Origin of the sequence: Citrobacter sp. wls827 (assembly GCF_005280875.1) — a bacterium.
GTDB lineage: Bacteria > Pseudomonadota > Gammaproteobacteria > Enterobacterales > Enterobacteriaceae > Citrobacter > Citrobacter youngae.
Map to the genome: position 1 here is coordinate 106,478 of NZ_SZWR01000021.1, position 16,001 is coordinate 122,478.

At 50.5% G+C, this 16,001-nt stretch carries 18 protein-coding genes and 1 other annotated feature; of the genes, 11 read left to right on the plus strand and 7 right to left on the minus strand.

Annotation, left to right across the window (positions count from 1 at the left end):
* Positions 1-111: 111 nt before the first annotated feature.
* On the plus strand, positions 112-375 hold the full coding sequence (cedA, locus tag FDX03_RS17610) for a cell division activator CedA (RefSeq protein ID WP_071887334.1): 264 nt from the start codon (positions 112-114) through the stop codon (positions 373-375).
* Between the two features lie 65 nt (positions 376-440).
* On the opposite strand, the gene tcyP is transcribed toward cedA, so the two are convergent.
* From tcyP to hxpB, 4 genes are all read right to left on the minus strand, one after another.
* Positions 441-1,832, minus strand: a complete 1,392-nt coding sequence (tcyP, locus tag FDX03_RS17615) for a cystine/sulfocysteine:cation symporter (RefSeq protein WP_048211881.1) — start codon at positions 1,830-1,832, stop codon at positions 441-443.
* 135 nt (positions 1,833-1,967) lie between these two features.
* The gene (locus FDX03_RS17620; protein WP_086523651.1) at positions 1,968-2,567 is read right to left on the minus strand and encodes a metal-dependent hydrolase; all 600 of its coding nucleotides are present in this window, start codon (positions 2,565-2,567) and stop codon (positions 1,968-1,970) included.
* An 83-nt stretch (positions 2,568-2,650) separates the two neighbouring features.
* Positions 2,651-3,412: a 2-dehydro-3-deoxy-D-gluconate 5-dehydrogenase KduD gene (kduD, locus tag FDX03_RS17625; RefSeq protein WP_116360160.1), complete on the minus strand. Its 762-nt coding sequence runs from the start codon at positions 3,410-3,412 to the stop codon at positions 2,651-2,653.
* 159 nt (positions 3,413-3,571) lie between these two features.
* Positions 3,572-4,240, minus strand: coding sequence for a hexitol phosphatase HxpB (hxpB, locus tag FDX03_RS17630; RefSeq protein WP_137346329.1), 669 nt, complete (start codon positions 4,238-4,240; stop codon positions 3,572-3,574).
* A gap of 167 nt (positions 4,241-4,407) precedes the next feature.
* Between hxpB and FDX03_RS17635 the strand changes: the two genes are divergently transcribed.
* On the plus strand, positions 4,408-4,944 hold the full coding sequence (locus FDX03_RS17635; RefSeq protein WP_048211877.1) for a YniB family protein: 537 nt from the start codon (positions 4,408-4,410) through the stop codon (positions 4,942-4,944).
* A 75-nt stretch (positions 4,945-5,019) separates the two neighbouring features.
* On the opposite strand, the gene FDX03_RS17640 is transcribed toward FDX03_RS17635, so the two are convergent.
* On the minus strand, positions 5,020-5,880 hold the full coding sequence (locus tag FDX03_RS17640) for a fructosamine kinase family protein (protein WP_115643489.1): 861 nt from the start codon (positions 5,878-5,880) through the stop codon (positions 5,020-5,022).
* 270 nt (positions 5,881-6,150) lie between these two features.
* Positions 6,151-7,080, minus strand: a complete 930-nt coding sequence (gene pfkB / locus FDX03_RS17645; RefSeq protein WP_137346330.1) for a 6-phosphofructokinase II — start codon at positions 7,078-7,080, stop codon at positions 6,151-6,153.
* 287 nt (positions 7,081-7,367) lie between these two features.
* Between pfkB and FDX03_RS17650 the strand changes: the two genes are divergently transcribed.
* Positions 7,368-8,126: a YdiY family protein gene (locus tag FDX03_RS17650; protein WP_048211874.1), complete on the plus strand. Its 759-nt coding sequence runs from the start codon at positions 7,368-7,370 to the stop codon at positions 8,124-8,126.
* 165 nt (positions 8,127-8,291) lie between these two features.
* Here the strand turns inward: FDX03_RS17650 and yniD are convergent, their stop codons facing one another.
* The gene (gene yniD / locus FDX03_RS17655; RefSeq protein ID WP_003030590.1) at positions 8,292-8,399 is read right to left on the minus strand and encodes a small membrane protein YniD; all 108 of its coding nucleotides are present in this window, start codon (positions 8,397-8,399) and stop codon (positions 8,292-8,294) included.
* 303 nt (positions 8,400-8,702) lie between these two features.
* Between yniD and thrS the strand changes: the two genes are divergently transcribed.
* The 8 genes from thrS to ihfA all read left to right on the plus strand — a co-directional run bounded on the left by thrS (position 8,703) and on the right by ihfA (position 15,943).
* Entirely contained in the window at positions 8,703-10,631 is a 1,929-nt protein-coding gene (gene thrS / locus FDX03_RS17660; protein WP_040233697.1) for a threonine--tRNA ligase, read from the plus strand.
* A 3-nt stretch (positions 10,632-10,634) separates the two neighbouring features.
* Positions 10,635-11,177 (plus strand): translation initiation factor IF-3, encoded by a 543-nt coding sequence (gene infC / locus FDX03_RS17665; RefSeq protein ID WP_048997935.1) that lies wholly within the window; start codon positions 10,635-10,637, stop codon positions 11,175-11,177.
* A gap of 96 nt (positions 11,178-11,273) precedes the next feature.
* The gene (gene rpmI / locus FDX03_RS17670; protein ID WP_003030583.1) at positions 11,274-11,471 is read left to right on the plus strand and encodes a 50S ribosomal protein L35; all 198 of its coding nucleotides are present in this window, start codon (positions 11,274-11,276) and stop codon (positions 11,469-11,471) included.
* A gap of 55 nt (positions 11,472-11,526) precedes the next feature.
* Positions 11,527-11,883: a 50S ribosomal protein L20 gene (gene rplT, locus FDX03_RS17675; RefSeq protein ID WP_003030578.1), complete on the plus strand. Its 357-nt coding sequence runs from the start codon at positions 11,527-11,529 to the stop codon at positions 11,881-11,883.
* Between the two features lie 120 nt (positions 11,884-12,003).
* Positions 12,004-12,128: a sequence feature (Phe leader region), on the plus strand.
* On the plus strand, positions 12,009-12,053 hold the full coding sequence (pheM, locus tag FDX03_RS22750; protein WP_001386830.1) for a pheST operon leader peptide PheM: 45 nt from the start codon (positions 12,009-12,011) through the stop codon (positions 12,051-12,053). It overlaps the preceding feature by 45 nt.
* A gap of 124 nt (positions 12,129-12,252) precedes the next feature.
* Complete coding sequence (gene pheS / locus FDX03_RS17685) at positions 12,253-13,236, plus strand: phenylalanine--tRNA ligase subunit alpha (RefSeq protein ID WP_003832580.1); 984 nt, start codon at positions 12,253-12,255, stop codon at positions 13,234-13,236.
* Between the two features lie 15 nt (positions 13,237-13,251).
* Positions 13,252-15,639, plus strand: coding sequence for a phenylalanine--tRNA ligase subunit beta (gene pheT / locus FDX03_RS17690; RefSeq protein WP_115602133.1), 2,388 nt, complete (start codon positions 13,252-13,254; stop codon positions 15,637-15,639).
* A 4-nt stretch (positions 15,640-15,643) separates the two neighbouring features.
* The gene (ihfA, locus tag FDX03_RS17695) at positions 15,644-15,943 is read left to right on the plus strand and encodes an integration host factor subunit alpha (RefSeq protein ID WP_003030571.1); all 300 of its coding nucleotides are present in this window, start codon (positions 15,644-15,646) and stop codon (positions 15,941-15,943) included.
* The last annotated feature ends 58 nt before the right edge of the window (positions 15,944-16,001 follow it).

The following is a 16,001-nucleotide window of genomic DNA, read 5'->3' on the forward strand; positions in this document are numbered from 1 at the left end:
GCTGCAACTTATCTGTTCCCCCCATTATCGCCACCCACTTCACGAATTCACTGTTTTTGCACCGTCCAGGGGTAAAATCAGCTAAGATAGCGTTTTTCAGATTTTTAGAATTTGTCTTTAGTGAAGCAACTGATTATGAAACCTCTTCGCCAACAAAATCGTCCGGTCATCAGCTATGTTCCTCGCGTGGAGCCCGCTCCGCCAGAGCATGCGGTGAAAATGGATGCGTTTCGTGACGTATGGATACTGCGCGGAAAATATGTCGCTTTTGTCTTAATGGGGGAGGCGTTTCAGCGTTCGCCTGCATTTACGGTTCCGGAGTCGGCCCAGCGCTGGGCTAACCAGATTCGCCAGGAAAACGAACTGAGCGATTAATCGGATATAAAAAAACCGCCGGAGCATAACTCACTGGCGGTTTTTTGTTTTGCGCAGACAGGCTTTTAGCGATGCGCCAGTTCGGCGTGATCGTCGCTGTCCAGAATCGATTTATCGGTCTGTTTCAGCCATTGGCTGGTCAGCGTACCAGCGGTCATGGAACCGCTAACGTTCAATGCAGTACGCCCCATATCGATCAGCGGTTCAACTGAGATCAACAGAGCAACCAGTGTGACCGGCAGACCCATGGCAGGCAGTACGATCAGTGCCGCGAAGGTCGCGCCGCCGCCCACACCCGCAACTCCTGCAGAACTGACGGTCACGATACCCACCAGCGTGGCAATCCACATTGGGTCCAGCGGGTTAATGCCGACAGTTGGTGCCACCATCACGGCCAGCATCGCCGGATACAGACCCGCACAACCGTTTTGACCAATCGTTGCACCAAAAGAGGCGGCAAAGCTGGCGATGGACTCAGGGACGCCCAGACGGCGGGTTTGCGCTTCAACGTTCAGTGGAATAGAAGCGGCACTGGAACGGCTGGTGAAGGCGAAAGTCAGTACTGGCCAGACTTTGCGGAAGTATTTCAGTGGGCTAACGCCGTTAATACCCAGCAGGATGCCGTGTACGACGAACATAATGCCCAGGCCGAGATACGAAGCAACGACGAAGCTACCCAGCTTAATGATGTCCTGCAGGTTGGAACCGGCAACCACTTTGGTCATCAGCGCCAGAACACCATACGGCGTCAACTGCATCACCAGACGAACCAGCTTCATCACCCAGCTTTGCAGGGTATCGATAGCCGTTAATACGCGCTCGCCTTTTGGCGCATCATCTTTCAACAGCTTCAGTGCGGCAACACCGAGGAATGCAGCAAAGATGACCACGCTGATAATCGACGTCGGGTTAGCACCGGTCAGATCGGCAAACGGGTTTTTCGGGATAAACGACAGTACCAGCTGCGGAACGCTGAGGTCAGCCACTTTGCCAACATAGTTGGTTTCAATAGCGTTCAGACGTGCAGTCTCGGCACCACCTTGCACCAGGCCTTCGGCGGTCAGGCCGAACAGGTTGGTTACCAGAACCCCGACCAGTGCGGCAATCAGCGTTGTAAACAGCAGCGTGCCGATGGTCAGGAAGCTGATTTTACCTAACTGAGAGGCGTTGTGCAGACGCGCAACGGCGCTGAGAATAGACGCAAATACCAGCGGCATGACAATCATCTGCAGCAACTGGACATAACCGTTGCCGACAATGTTGAACCACTGTACGGAATCTTTAAGAACCTGGCTGTCGGAGCCATAAATGGTATGCAGGGCGAGACCAAACACCACGCCCATGACCAGACCGACCAGTACTTTTTTGGCCAGACTCCACTGTTTGTGGCGGGCTTGCGCCAGCACGAACAGCAGTACTACGAACACGATAATGTTCGCGATTAATGGAAAGTTCATCCCCGTTCTCCTGATCTTATTATGCGTATCACCATGCAATGGTGATTCTGTTGGCGCAAGATTAGCAGAACTGTGACTTGGCTCTTATATTCAAATGGAATTGTTTATACCTAAAATGACATTTTGGCCGATTTATTAGTCAACCTGGTGCGTTATAAAACGATTAAACTGCATTTGCAGCGTATTAATCATCTGTGATGACCAGCGTACCGCGCTGTTCTCTTGTACGGTCTGCGGCATCCAGATAGCCCAGGCAAACAGCGCCATGCACAGGAACCGTTCCAGTTGGTTGCCTTTTTGCGGCACGAGGATGGGCAGACGAAAACGCCAGCGGCAGGGCCAAAGCAGGGGAACGCCTGCCGGAGTCAGCATGTCAGCCAGAATGTGACTGAGATAACCGAGAACCATACCTTGTAAGGCATCGGCCGGGATTATCCAGCTATCCGGAACTTTCAGATAAAACGTGGCCAGCAGGGCAAAGACGGCCAGCAGGCTGTGAGTAAACCCGCGATGGCCAAATGCCCGGGCAATAGGCTTTGATATCCACTTCAGCCGCTGCCCGAGCAGGGATTTCGGGTGATCGATATCGGGTAGCAGGCAGGTTAAAATGGCCGAAGGTACAATATGCCACCAATCACCCTGAGCAAGAACGGGCGTCAGCTCGGCATTTTTGGCAAATACCGCACAGGCAATAGAAAAAAGAAGGTGGCCTTCCGCCGTCATGATAAAACCCAATGAACTGTCAATTCATACAGTATAGGGGTTTTATACAGTAGGCGGAAGAGGTGACGTTGTAACCCTTTGTCACAAGTGCACGATTAACGCGCCAACCAACCGCCGTCCACGGCAAGCGTGTAACCATTGATATAGTCAGAAGCCTGGCTGGCGAGAAAAACGACCGGGCCTTGCAAGTCATCCGGTGTTCCCCAGCGCCCTGCGGGAATGCGATCGACAATTTGCTGATTACGCGTACTGTCTTCGCGCAGCTGCTGCGTATTGTTTGTCGCCATATAACCGGGTGCGATGGCATTGACATTAATTCCCTGAGCCGCCCACTCATTAGCCAGTAAGCGGGTGATTCCAAGCACGCCACTTTTTGATGCGGTGTAGGAAGGAACGCGGATTCCGCCCTGAAAAGAGAGCATTGAGGCAATGTTAATGATTTTTCCGCCGTTGCCCTGAACCAGAAACTGGCGCGCCACTGCCTGTGACAGGAAAAAAACGGATTTGAGATTCAGATTCATCACGTCATCCCAGTCTTTTTCACTAAAATCCAGCGCATCCTGACGACGTATGGTTCCCGCATTGTTGACCAGAATATCGACCCGGCCAAACGCGGCCACAGTTTGGGTCACTATGCCAGACAGCGCCTCTTGTTGGCTGAGGTCGGCCTGAATGGCCATAAAACGCCGACCGACTGCGGTGATTTTTTCCTCGGTGTCATACGGGATTTTGCGGTTTACGCCAACCACGTCACATCCGGCTTCAGCCAGCGCCAGGGCCATACCTTGTCCAAGCCCGGTATCACAACCAGTGACGATTGCGACTTTACCCTCAAGACGAAACGCGTCCAGAACCATGTACACCTCAGCTATTTTTACTGTTAATGCCTTGCAATAGGAGAAGAATAGAAGAGGTTGAACAAAAATACAATTAAAATGAAACTGCGTTTCAAAAATATTGATGGGCGAAAAATGGGCAATGAAAATTGGGCAATATGGTCATTGCCCGGCGGGAGATCAACCGCGAAGATGCCCGGTAGTGAGCTCAGTCAACGAGGCCAGTTTGACGTCGGCAAGCACAAAACGGGGATCATCCTGATTTTCATGAGCGGGGACAACAATTGAGCGCATTCGCGCTGCTTTCGACGCAATCATCCCGTTCACGGAATCTTCCAGCGCGACACAAGATAACGGGGATACGCCCAGCTTCTGGGCACAATCGAGGTAAACCTGCGGGTGCGGTTTGCTGTATGGTAATTTTTCTGCCGAGGCCAGCGCGTCAAAGCTATCGCGCAGATCAAACATGGTCAGCACTTTTTCCAGCATATGCAGCGGTGATGCAGAGGCCAGTCCTACCCGTATTCCCTGGGATTTGCACAGTGCCACAGCTTCACGAACGCCCGGCAACAGGGGGCGTGTTTCTTCTACCAGCGCAATAGCCCGTGTAATGATGCGTTCCGTCACTTCCTGACGTGAGGGACCGTTCCACGGTTGCTGCGCAAACCAAAGATCAACAACCATATCGATACGTAAACCAAGGGTGTCGGGAAGTTCATGGCGGCGGGAGATATCAACGCCTAAACTTGCTATCACATCCAGTTCGGCCTGATCCCAAAGCGGTTCAGAATCGACCAGTAATCCATCCATATCGAAAATTGCAGCAAGAATTTGACGCGGGGTTGACATCACAACCTCTCCTTTACGGTGATAAAAGGGATTAAGAGCCAGTCATAACAGGCTCTGAGCGTTCATTATGGCTAATTCAGCAGTATACCGCCTTTAAAGATCAGGCGAAAACGGTTATCAACGGGTAAACTTAGGCCAAAATGACACGTCTTTATCAAGGGGAACTCATGACGTATCAACAAGCTGGACGCATTGCTGTCTTGAAAAGGTTGCTGGGATGGGTAATTTTCATTCCGGCGCTGATTTCAACACTGGTTTCAGTACTGAAGTTTATGTACGCGCACAGCGAAAAGCAGGAAGGGATTAATGCGGTAATGCTCGATTTTGCCCACGTGATGATCGACATGATGCGGGTGAATACGCCGTTTCTTAATCTGTTTTGGTATAACTCGCCGACACCGGATTTTCAGACCGGACTTAATCTTGTTTTTTGGTTGATTTTCATTCTGATATTCATCGGTCTGGCATTGCAGGACTCTGGCGCCAGAATGAGTCGTCAGGCGCGTTTTTTACGTGAGGGCGTTGAAGATCAGTTGATTCTGGAACAGGCAAAAGGCAGTGAAGGGTTATCGCGTGAGCAAATTGAGTCGCGTATTGTCGTGCCACATCATACGATCTTTTTACAAATCTTCCCGCTCTATATTTTGCCGGTGATTGTTATCGTGATCGGCTATTTCTTCTTTTCATTACTGGGATTTTTGTAAGTCCGATATTATCAGGCCTGGACTACGTGAAGCGTCAGGCCTGATAAGCAAAGCCGCCTTCGGGCTATTTATACGTTAAGCCGCCAGTAACCTTTCCATCGCTTTTTGCGCCACCACCAGGTGCTGCCCGCCAAATAGAATTGCCCGATTCAGCAACGTATACAACTGATAGATAGGCTGCCTGTCGAGAAAATCTAACGGTAGCGGCGAGACAGACTGGTAACCGTCATAAATCTGCGGCGGTTGATCGGTATGTAACGGCAACATTGCCAGATCGCACTCTCTGTCACCCCAGTAACAGGCGGGGTCAAAGATGTAGGGGCCATTCGGCCCGAGCGCACAGTTTGCCGACCACAAATCGCCGTGCAGGAGAGAAGGTTGTGGCTGATGGGAGGAGAGTCGTTGTTGAACATGATCGACAATGGCGTCAATATTGCCAAACGCAATGCCTTTTTCCGCCGCAAGTTCCAGTTGCCAGCCGATGCGTTGCTCGGCGAAGAAGGTTGACCAGCGACGCTGCCAGGCATTGGGTTGTGGCGTAGTGGAGAGTGCATTATCGAAGTCGAGGCCGAACTGTGGTTGATCGCTCCATTCGTGCAAATGCGCAAGCTGTTGACCGAGAATAAACGCGTTATGCGCATCAAGCGGACGGGGAGGGAGGAAATCCATCACCAGAAAGCTGTAATCTCTGTCTGCGCCTACTGCCCAGACTTTCGGTACAGATACAGTTTGACTGCGGGAAAGTAGCTCCAACTGATCGGCTTCTGCCGTAAAGCCGGTTAACAGCTCTCTTTCATCGCATTTGACGAAAAAATCTCTCCCCGCATAGCGTAAATGCCATGCGGCATGAATCTCTCCGCCGGGCAGTTCATTACGCAGTTCGATTTCGCCTTCACCTAATTGCTCGCTTAAAAGACGACTGATAGCCTGCCACATGATGTCTCTCCCCATGTTGTCTGCCAGATCATAAGGTTAGCGCAAGAATGCGGTAAAAAAACACGAACTGACGCACACCATAGACGCGTCATCGCTGGAAAGGCATTAATTGTATGTCGTTCTTCCACACCTCCCTGAGAAATTGCGACTTTAGGTTTTACATGATTCACTTCTTTGTAATCACATGATTTTTTATCATAGACGCATAATACGTATGCCGACAGTTTTGTGGGTAAATCCCCCTTATGCCTGATAAGGGGGAGTGCGTCATCATCGGGCAAGATACGAATATATTTTTTGCGTATCGTCCAATGCGCACAGCCGCGTGCCCTGATTCAGCGTTGCTGCACTACCCGCAGCGACGCCAAAACGCACAATCTCTTCAAACGAGGCATTTTCTGCCAGTTTCAACGTCATTGCGCCGACCATACTGTCGCCTGCACCAACGGTACTTTGGCTTTTCACCGGCGGAGGGACGACCTGGACGCACGTTTCTTGATTGACGCCCAACGCCCCTTGTGGCCCAAGAGAGACCACAACGCGAAGCGCTTTGCCGCTTTGTACAATCTCCTGTGCCGCTTTGCGGACGTCATCGGGTTGCGTGAGTTCGCGTTTCACCAGCGCACTCAATTCTTTGAGGTTAGGTTTTACCAGTTCGATACCGCCGATGGCTATGGCCGCCGTCAGCGCCTCACCGGAGCTGTCGACAATACAGCGGATCCCCTGTTTTTGTGCGGTAGTGATGAGCCGGGTCATTTTTTCTATTTGTACACCGGGCGGCAAACTGCCGCTAATGACCAGCAATGCACCAGATTCAATTTCCAGTACCTGATCCTGCAATTGGTAGAATTCGTCATCAGTCAGCGCTGCACCGGGCATGACAAAACGATACTGCTCGCCGCTGGATTCGACGTGGACATGGAGATTTTGTCGGGTCCAGTCTTTAGCCTCGATAGTCGAGACGGGAACATTTTCGTCGGCAAGTAAAGAAACTAAGTGCTCGCCGGTCGCACCACCGACCGGAAAGATGGCCGTTGCAGTTCCGCCAAGATGTGCAATGGCGCGGGCGACGTTGATGCCTCCGCCGCCAGGTTCAAAAACTGGTGAGGTACAGCGAAGTTTACCTTCGGGGTAGATTTGTGGAGTGGTTGTTGCGCTATCGAGAGAGGGCGCAAGTGTTAACGTATAGATACGTACCATCTTTACCTCCTGTTAGGCTGACCCCAGTCTGGCACTTAACGCCACGAAAGTGAAGTAATTAACAACATGATTTCTCGCAGCTTTATTTAAAATTCTCGTGCCAAAGATATATAAATAAAATAAAGGATTAGGAACGCTCTTATTCAAAAAATGAAATAAGAATTTATTGCTATGTTATTCGAGTCTTTTTATAATTTGTTACCTTTCAAGGGTCTTTTGTCATTGATCCACATGAAAGTTTCCGAGACCGTTATGGTCTCTTTTTTTGTTGTACGGACTCTTTATAAATGAAGCTTTTGAAGACAGTGCCCGCAGCAGTATTGCTGACGGGGTGCGTGTTTGCGTCAATGCATGCCGCCGCCGATGATTCCGTTTTTACTGTCATGGATGACCCTTCCAGCGCGAAAAAACCCTTTGAAGGTAACCTGAACGCGGGATATCTTGCCCAGTCAGGCAACACAAAAAGTTCTTCTTTAACCGCCGACACCACCATGACCTGGTATGGTCAATCTACGGCGTGGTCTCTGTGGGGAAATGCCAGCAACACCTCCTCAAATGATGAGCGTTCATCTGAGAAATATGCTGTAGGTGGTCGTAGTCGTTACAACATGACTGACTATGACTATCTCTTTGGCCAGGCCAGTTGGTTAACAGACCGTTATAACGGATACCGTGAGCGTGACGTGCTAACGGCCGGTTATGGTCGCCAGTTTCTTAATGGACCGGTACACAGTTTCCGCTTTGAATTCGGTCCTGGTGTACGTTATGACGAGCACACTGATGGCACCACTGAAACGCAACCGTTAGGTTATGCGTCCGGGGCTTATGCGTGGCAGATGACGGACAACACCAAGTTTACGCAGGGTGTGTCGGTATTTGGTGCAGATGATACAACGCTTAACTCTGAAACGGCCTTAAACGTTGCCATCAACGAACACTTTGGATTGAAGGTCGCGTACAACGTCACCTGGAACTCCGAACCGCCGGCAACCGCGCCGGAACATACCGATCGCCGCACGACGCTTTCGCTCGGCTATCGTATGTAATGACAAACCGGGCCAAATAATTGGCCCGGCTTTTATCTATTAACGTTAAGTTTATTTAAAAGTTAATCTGTGTTTTATTTTTAATGCTTATCGATAACTCGCTATTTTTCAGATGAATTCGATTTAATTGATAAATACAACGGAACCAGAAAAGCGGCCAGTATTTTAACCCCAGATCATTGCTGCCCAACGCAGCATCAGCATTGCCGCACAAATAACCAGCAGGATCACCACCATCTTCCAGTGTTTCTTCGCAAAGCGGTTTGTTGGCATTGTTTTTTCCTGCTCCGGTGAAATGACTTTCTACAAGTGTAACAAAGACGTCAGGGTGTCAGTGAATTGATTTACATCATAGAGTGCACGTTGATTGTTGCTTTGATCGCATCCTAATGCCGTGTACACTGTCAAACGGTGTTATCAAAAAACGGGCGTAGGTCCAGTGTTACCAGTCAGGTGACCTGTGACATATTTCGCAGAGTGAAGCGGGAATCAGCCCAGACCTTTTTGATAATTTTAAATATTGAATCTTTGTATGTGCTCTTACGTGTGGGGCACCACTGCAAATAAGGATATAACATGCCTGTTATTACTCTTCCTGATGGCAGCCAACGCCATTACGACCACGCTGTAAGCCCCATGGATGTTGCGCTGGACATCGGTCCAGGTCTGGCTAAAGCGACTATTGCTGGCCGTGTTAACGGTGAGCTGGTAGATGCTTCCGATCTGATTGAACATGATGCGAAACTCTCCATCATCACCGCGAAAGATGAAGAAGGTCTGGAGATCATTCGTCACTCTTGTGCGCACCTGTTAGGGCATGCGATCAAACAACTTTGGCCGAACACCAAAATGGCGATCGGACCGGTTGTTGACAACGGTTTTTACTACGATATCGATCTTGACCGTACGTTAACCCAGGAAGATGTCGACGCGCTCGAGAAGCGGATGCACGAGCTCGCTGAGAAAAACTACGATGTCATTAAGAAGAAAGTCAGCTGGTACGAAGCGCGCGAAACCTTCGTGAAGCGTGGCGAGACCTATAAAGTCTCTATTCTTGATGAAAACATCGCCCATGATGACAAGCCTGGCTTGTACCATCATGAAGAATATGTCGATATGTGCCGTGGCCCGCACGTGCCGAACATGCGTTTCTGCCATCACTTCAAACTGATGAAGACCGCAGGGGCATACTGGCGTGGCGACAGCAATAACAAGATGCTGCAGCGTATTTATGGTACTGCATGGGCCGATAAAAAAGCCCTGAATGCCTACCTGCAACGCCTGGAAGAAGCGGCCAAGCGAGACCACCGCAAAATTGGTAAGCAGCTTGACCTGTATCATATGCAGGAAGAAGCACCGGGTATGGTGTTCTGGCATAACGATGGCTGGACTATCTTCCGCGAGTTGGAAGTTTTTGTTCGCTCGAAACTGAAAGAATATCAGTACCAGGAAGTTAAAGGTCCGTTCATGATGGACCGTGTGCTGTGGGAAAAAACAGGTCACTGGGACAACTACAAAGATGCAATGTTCACGACCTCGTCTGAGAACCGTGAGTACTGCATTAAACCTATGAACTGCCCGGGCCACGTGCAGATCTTTAACCAGGGTCTGAAATCCTATCGCGATCTGCCGTTGCGTATGGCTGAATTTGGTAGCTGTCACCGTAACGAGCCGTCAGGTGCGCTGCACGGTCTGATGCGTGTACGTGGCTTTACTCAGGATGATGCACATATCTTCTGTACTGAAGAGCAGATTCGCGATGAAGTTAACGCCTGCATTCGTATGGTCTACGATATGTACAGCACCTTTGGCTTCGAGAAAATCGTCGTCAAACTGTCCACTCGCCCCGAAAAACGTATCGGTAGCGATGAAATGTGGGACCGTGCTGAAGCTGACCTGGCCGTTGCGCTGGAAGAAAACAACATCCCGTTTGAGTTCCAACTGGGTGAGGGCGCATTCTACGGTCCGAAAATTGAATTTACCCTGTATGACTGCCTCGATCGTGCATGGCAGTGCGGTACTGTACAGCTGGACTTCTCTCTGCCGTCCCGTTTAAGCGCCTCTTATGTTGGCGAAAACAACGAACGCCAGGTGCCGGTTATGATTCACCGCGCAATTCTTGGGTCGATGGAACGTTTCATTGGTATCCTGACCGAAGAGTTCGCTGGCTTCTTCCCGACCTGGCTTGCGCCGGTTCAGGTTGTGGTCATGAACATCACCGATTCTCAGTCTGAATACGTCAACGAATTAACGCAGAAACTACAAAATGCGGGTATTCGTGTAAAAGCAGACTTGAGAAATGAGAAGATAGGCTTTAAAATCCGCGAGCACACTTTACGTCGTGTCCCTTACATGTTGGTCTGTGGCGACAAAGAGGTAGAAGCAGGCAAAGTTGCCGTGCGCACCCGTCGTGGCAAAGACTTGGGCAGCCTGGACGTAAATGAAGTGATTGAGAAGCTGCAACAAGAGATTCGCAGCCGCAGTCTTCAACAACTGGAGGAATAAGGTATTAAAGGCGGAAAACGAGTTCAAACGGCACGTCCGAATCGTATCAATGGCGAGATTCGCGCCCTGGAAGTTCGCTTAACAGGTCTGGAAGGCGAAGCTTTGGGTATTGTGAGTCTGAGAGAAGCGATCGAAAAGGCTGAAGAAGCTGGAGTAGATTTAGTTGAAATCAGCCCTAACGCCGAACCGCCAGTTTGTCGTATTATGGACTACGGCAAGTTCCTTTATGAAAAGAGTAAGTCTTCTAAGGAACAGAAGAAAAAGCAAAAAGTTATCCAGGTTAAGGAAATTAAATTCCGTCCTGGCACCGACGATGGCGATTACCAGGTAAAACTCCGCAGCCTGGTACGCTTTCTGGAAGATGGCGATAAGGCTAAGATCACGCTGCGTTTTCGCGGTCGTGAGATGGCCCACCAACAGATCGGTATGGAAGTGCTCAACCGCGTCCGTGACGATCTGAGTGAACTGGCAGTAGTCGAATCCTTCCCTACGAAGATCGAAGGCCGCCAGATGATCATGGTGCTCGCTCCTAAGAAGAAACAGTAAGGCCTTCAAGTAGCAATGTCTGTGGAGCCTACGGGTTCCACAGCCGTTGTTCGCCTACGTTTCGTTTATTAACAATGCGAAGTGGAAGTTATTAAAATGCCAAAAATTAAGACCGTACGCGGTGCTGCTAAGCGTTTCAAAAAAACCGGTGGTGGTGGATTTAAGCGTAAGCACGCAAACCTGCGTCATATTCTGACCAAAAAATCTACTAAGCGTAAACGTCACCTGCGTCCAAAAGGCCTCGTGTCTAAAGGCGATCTGGGTCTGGTTATCGCGTGCCTGCCGTACGCATAAGCCGTTAACGTTTAATTCATTTTTTTACTAAGAATATAGAGACAGGAGAGCACATATGGCTCGCGTAAAACGTGGTGTAGTTGCCCGTGCACGTCACAAGAAAATTTTGAAACAAGCTAAAGGCTACTACGGTGCGCGTTCTCGCGTATACCGCGTTGCCTTCCAGGCTGTTATCAAAGCTGGTCAGTACGCTTATCGTGACCGTCGTCAGAAGAAGCGTCAGTTCCGTCAACTGTGGATTGCGCGTATCAACGCAGCAGCACGTCAGAACGGTATTTCTTACAGCAAATTCATCAACGGCCTGAAAAAAGCCTCTGTTGAAATCGACCGTAAGATCCTGGCTGACATCGCAGTATTCGACAAAGTAGCGTTCACCGCTCTGGTCGAAAAAGCGAAAGCAGCTCTGGCATAAGCCGGTGAAAAGAGGGAGCCTGGCTCCCTCTCTTTTATTTGTAGTGCAATCAATTAGTTGACAATTTATCCGTAAGCCTTTTCAATAAAGGTTGTCCGGTTTTTACCACACAAGGTAACGCAAGCATGAATGCTGCTATTTTCCGCTTCTTCTTTTACTTTAGCACCTGAAATCAGGAGGCTTGCGCGTGAAAGAAGAAACGGAAAACAGCGCCTAAAAGCCTCCCTGGTGGAGGCTTTTTTTATACGCGTCATCCTTCAAGTTGTCTCTGTATTGGCTGCATTCGCTCTTTTGCAGCGTTGATACAACTTGAATGATTTTGCGTATATACGAGCGACTAGTGAATATCGCAACATAACGAGGAAAACCATGTCACATCTCGCAGAGCTGGTTGCCAGTGCAACGGCCGCCATTAACCAGGCTTCAGATGTTGCCGCGTTAGACAATGTCCGCGTCGAATATTTGGGCAAGAAAGGGCACCTGACCCTTCAGATGACAACCCTGCGCGAGCTGCCACCGGAAGAGCGCCCGGCAGCAGGTGCGGTAATCAATGAAGCCAAAGAGCAGGTACAGCAAGCGCTGAACGCGCGTAAAGCCGAATTAGAAAGTGCCGCGCTGAACGCGCGCCTGGCTGAAGAAACTATCGATATCTCCCTGCCGGGACGCCGTATCGAAAATGGTGGACTCCACCCGGTAACGCGTACTATCGACCGTATTGAAAGTTTCTTCGGTGAGCTGGGCTTTACCGTGGCGACTGGTCCGGAAATCGAAGATGACTATCACAACTTCGATGCGCTGAACATTCCTGGCCATCACCCGGCGCGCGCTGACCACGACACTTTCTGGTTTGATGCAACGCGTCTGCTGCGCACACAGACTTCCGGCGTGCAGATCCGCACCATGAAGGAAAAACAGCCGCCGATCCGTATTATCGCCCCGGGCCGCGTTTATCGTAACGACTACGATCAGACGCACACCCCGATGTTCCATCAGATGGAAGGCCTGATCGTTGATACCAATATCAACTTCACCAACCTGAAAGGTACGCTGCACGATTTCCTGCGCAACTTCTTTGAAGAAGACCTGCAGGTTCGTTTCCGTCCTTCTTACTTCCCGTTCACTGAACCTTCTGCGGAAGTTGACGTCATGGGCAAAAACGGAAAATGGCTGGAAGTACTGGGCTGCGGCATGGTTCACCCGAACGTGCTGCGTAACGTCGGTATCGATCCAGAAATCTACTCCGGTTTTGCCTTCGGAATGGGGATGGAGCGTCTGACCATGCTGCGTTATGGCGTTACCGATCTGCGTTCTTTCTTCGAAAACGATCTGCGTTTCCTCAAACAGTTTAAATAAAGGCAGGGTAATACAATGAAATTCAGTGAACTGTGGTTACGCGAATGGGTTAACCCGGCGATTGATAGCGATGCGCTGTCAAACCAAATTACGATGGCGGGTCTGGAAGTTGACGGTGTGGAACCTGTTTCCGGCGCGTTCAACGGCGTTGTGGTGGGTGAAGTGGTTGAATGTGGCCAGCACCCGAACGCTGACAAACTGCGTGTCACCAAAGTGAATGTAGGCGGCGACCGTCTGCTGGATATCGTCTGCGGTGCGCCAAACTGCCGTCAGGGGCTGAAAGTGGCCGTGGCAACCGTGGGTGCCGTTCTGCCGGGCGATTTCAAAATCAAAGCCGCAAAACTGCGCGGTGAGCCGTCTGAAGGTATGCTGTGCTCATTCTCTGAGCTGGGTATTTCCGACGATCATAACGGGATTATCGAACTGCCTGCCGATGCGCCAATTGGCACCGATATCCGTGAATACCTTAAGCTTGACGACAACACTATCGAAATTAGCGTCACGCCGAACCGCGCCGACTGCTTAGGCATTATCGGTGTCGCACGTGATGTTGCTGTGCTGAACAAAGCTCCGCTGGTTGAGCCGGAAATCGCGCCTGTAGTGGCAACCATTAGCGACGTCCTGCCGATTCAGGTCGAAGCCGTAGAAGCCTGCCCTCGCTATCTGGGCCGCGTGGTTAAAGGCATCAATGTTAAAGCGCCGACACCGCTGTGGATGAAAGAAAAACTGCGTCGTTGCGGTATTCGTTCAATCGATGCCGTGGTTGACGTGACTAACTATGTGCTGCTCGAACTGGGCCAGCCGATGCACGCATTCGACAAAGACCGCATTGAAGGCGGAATTGTTGTCCGTATGGCAAAAGAGGGTGAAACCCTGGTATTGCTGGATGGCAGCGAAGCGAAGCTGAATGCGGATACGCTGGTGATTGCGGACCATAACAAAGCGCTGGCGATGGGCGGCATCTTTGGTGGCGAACATTCCGGCGTGAATGATGAAACGCAAAACGTCCTGCTGGAATGTGCATTCTTCAGCCCGCTGTCTATTACCGGTCGCGCACGTCGTCACGGTCTGCACACCGATGCTTCTCACCGCTATGAGCGTGGTGTTGATCCGGCTCTGCAACATAAGGCCATGGAACGTGCAACGCGCCTGCTGATCGATATCTGCGGTGGCGAAGCGGGTCCAGTCATTGACGTGACGAACGAAGACACGCTGCCAAAACGCGCAACCATTACGCTTCGTCGTAGCAAACTGGATCGTCTGATCGGACATCATATTGCGGATGAGCAGGTGAGCGACATTCTGCGTCGTCTGGGTTGTGACGTGACGGAAGGGCAGGATGAGTGGAAGGCTGCCGCGCCGAGCTGGCGTTTCGATATGGAAATCGAAGAAGACCTGGTCGAAGAAGTCGCCCGCGTATACGGCTACGACAATATCCCGAATACCCCAATTCAGGCAGGACTTATCATGGGTGAGCATCGAGAAGCGGATTTATCGCTGAAACGTGTAAAAACCATGCTGAATGACAAAGGCTACCAGGAAGTTATTACCTACAGCTTCGTCGATCCGAAAGTCCAGTCGCTGCTGCATCCGGGTGAAGAAGCGCTGCTGCTGCCAAGCCCAATCTCTATCGATATGTCAGCAATGCGTCTGTCTCTGTGGACCGGTTTGCTGTCCACGGTGGTTTATAACCAAAACCGTCAGCAAAACCGTGTGCGTATTTTTGAAACAGGTTTGCGTTTTGTACCGGATACGCAGGCTAACCTCGGGATCCGTCAGGATCTGATGCTGGCGGGCGTGATCTGCGGCAACCGTCATGATGAACACTGGAATCTGGCGAAAGAGACGGTTGATTTCTATGATCTGAAGGGCGATCTGGAAGCGGTCCTCGACCTGACAGGCAAACTGGCGGACATCCAGTTCAAAGCTGAAGCGAATCCAGCCCTGCATCCGGGTCAGTCTGCGGCGATTTATCTGAAAGGTGAACGTATTGGTTTCATTGGGGTTGTTCATCCTGAGCTGGAACGTAAACTGGATCTGAACGGTCGCACTCTGGTGTTCGAACTGGAGTGGAATAAGCTCGCAGACCGCGTGGTGCCTCAGGCGCGTGAAGTTTCTCGCTTCCCGGCGAACCGCCGTGACATCGCCGTTGTTGTGGCAGAAAACGTTCCCGCAGCGGATATTTTATCCGAATGTAAGAAAGTTGGCGTAAATCAGGTAGTTGGCGTAAACTTGTTTGACGTGTACCGCGGTAAGGGTGTTGCGGAGGGTTATAAGAGCCTCGCTATCAGCCTGATCCTTCAGGATACCAGCCGTACACTTGAAGAAGAGGAGATTGCCGCTACCGTCGCCAAATGTGTAGAGGCATTAAAAGAGCGATTCCAGGCATCATTGAGGGATTGAACCTATGGCGCTTACAAAAGCTGAAATGTCAGAATATCTGTTTGATAAGCTTGGGCTTAGCAAGCGGGATGCCAAAGAACTGGTCGAGCTGTTTTTCGAAGAGATCCGTCGTGCTCTGGAAAACGGTGAGCAGGTAAAACTCTCTGGTTTTGGTAACTTCGATCTGCGTGATAAGAATCAACGTCCGGGACGTAACCCGAAAACGGGCGAAGATATTCCCATTACAGCACGGCGCGTGGTGACCTTCAGACCCGGGCAGAAGTTAAAAAGCCGGGTTGAAAACGCAACGCCCAAAGAAGAGTGATTTAACGATACGCAAAGTATGACGCGTATAACTAAAAAGGCCGCTATGCGGCCTTTTT

Bases quoted from the DNA above. Each gene is read 5' to 3' on its own strand.
- tcyP (WP_048211881.1), bottom strand. From the start codon at position 1,832: ATGAACTTTCCATTAATCGCGAACATTATCGTGTTCGTAGTACTGCTG.
- kduD (WP_116360160.1), bottom strand. From the start codon at position 3,412: ATGGTTCTGGACGCGTTTCGTCTTGAGGGTAAAGTCGCAATCGTCACT.
- hxpB (WP_137346329.1), bottom strand. From the start codon at position 4,240: ATGTCAACCCCGCGTCAAATTCTTGCTGCAATTTTCGATATGGATGGA.
- FDX03_RS17635 (WP_048211877.1), top strand. From the start codon at position 4,408: ATGACGTATCAACAAGCTGGACGCATTGCTGTCTTGAAAAGGTTGCTG.
- FDX03_RS17640 (WP_115643489.1), bottom strand. From the start codon at position 5,880: ATGTGGCAGGCTATCAGTCGTCTTTTAAGCGAGCAATTAGGTGAAGGC.
- pfkB (WP_137346330.1), bottom strand. From the start codon at position 7,080: ATGGTACGTATCTATACGTTAACACTTGCGCCCTCTCTCGATAGCGCA.
- FDX03_RS17650 (WP_048211874.1), top strand. From the start codon at position 7,368: ATGAAGCTTTTGAAGACAGTGCCCGCAGCAGTATTGCTGACGGGGTGC.
- yniD (WP_003030590.1), bottom strand. From the start codon at position 8,399: ATGCCAACAAACCGCTTTGCGAAGAAACACTGGAAGATGGTGGTGATC.
- thrS (WP_040233697.1), top strand. From the start codon at position 8,703: ATGCCTGTTATTACTCTTCCTGATGGCAGCCAACGCCATTACGACCAC.
- rpmI (WP_003030583.1), top strand. From the start codon at position 11,274: ATGCCAAAAATTAAGACCGTACGCGGTGCTGCTAAGCGTTTCAAAAAA.
- rplT (WP_003030578.1), top strand. From the start codon at position 11,527: ATGGCTCGCGTAAAACGTGGTGTAGTTGCCCGTGCACGTCACAAGAAA.
- pheS (WP_003832580.1), top strand. From the start codon at position 12,253: ATGTCACATCTCGCAGAGCTGGTTGCCAGTGCAACGGCCGCCATTAAC.
- pheT (WP_115602133.1), top strand. From the start codon at position 13,252: ATGAAATTCAGTGAACTGTGGTTACGCGAATGGGTTAACCCGGCGATT.
- ihfA (WP_003030571.1), top strand. From the start codon at position 15,644: ATGGCGCTTACAAAAGCTGAAATGTCAGAATATCTGTTTGATAAGCTT.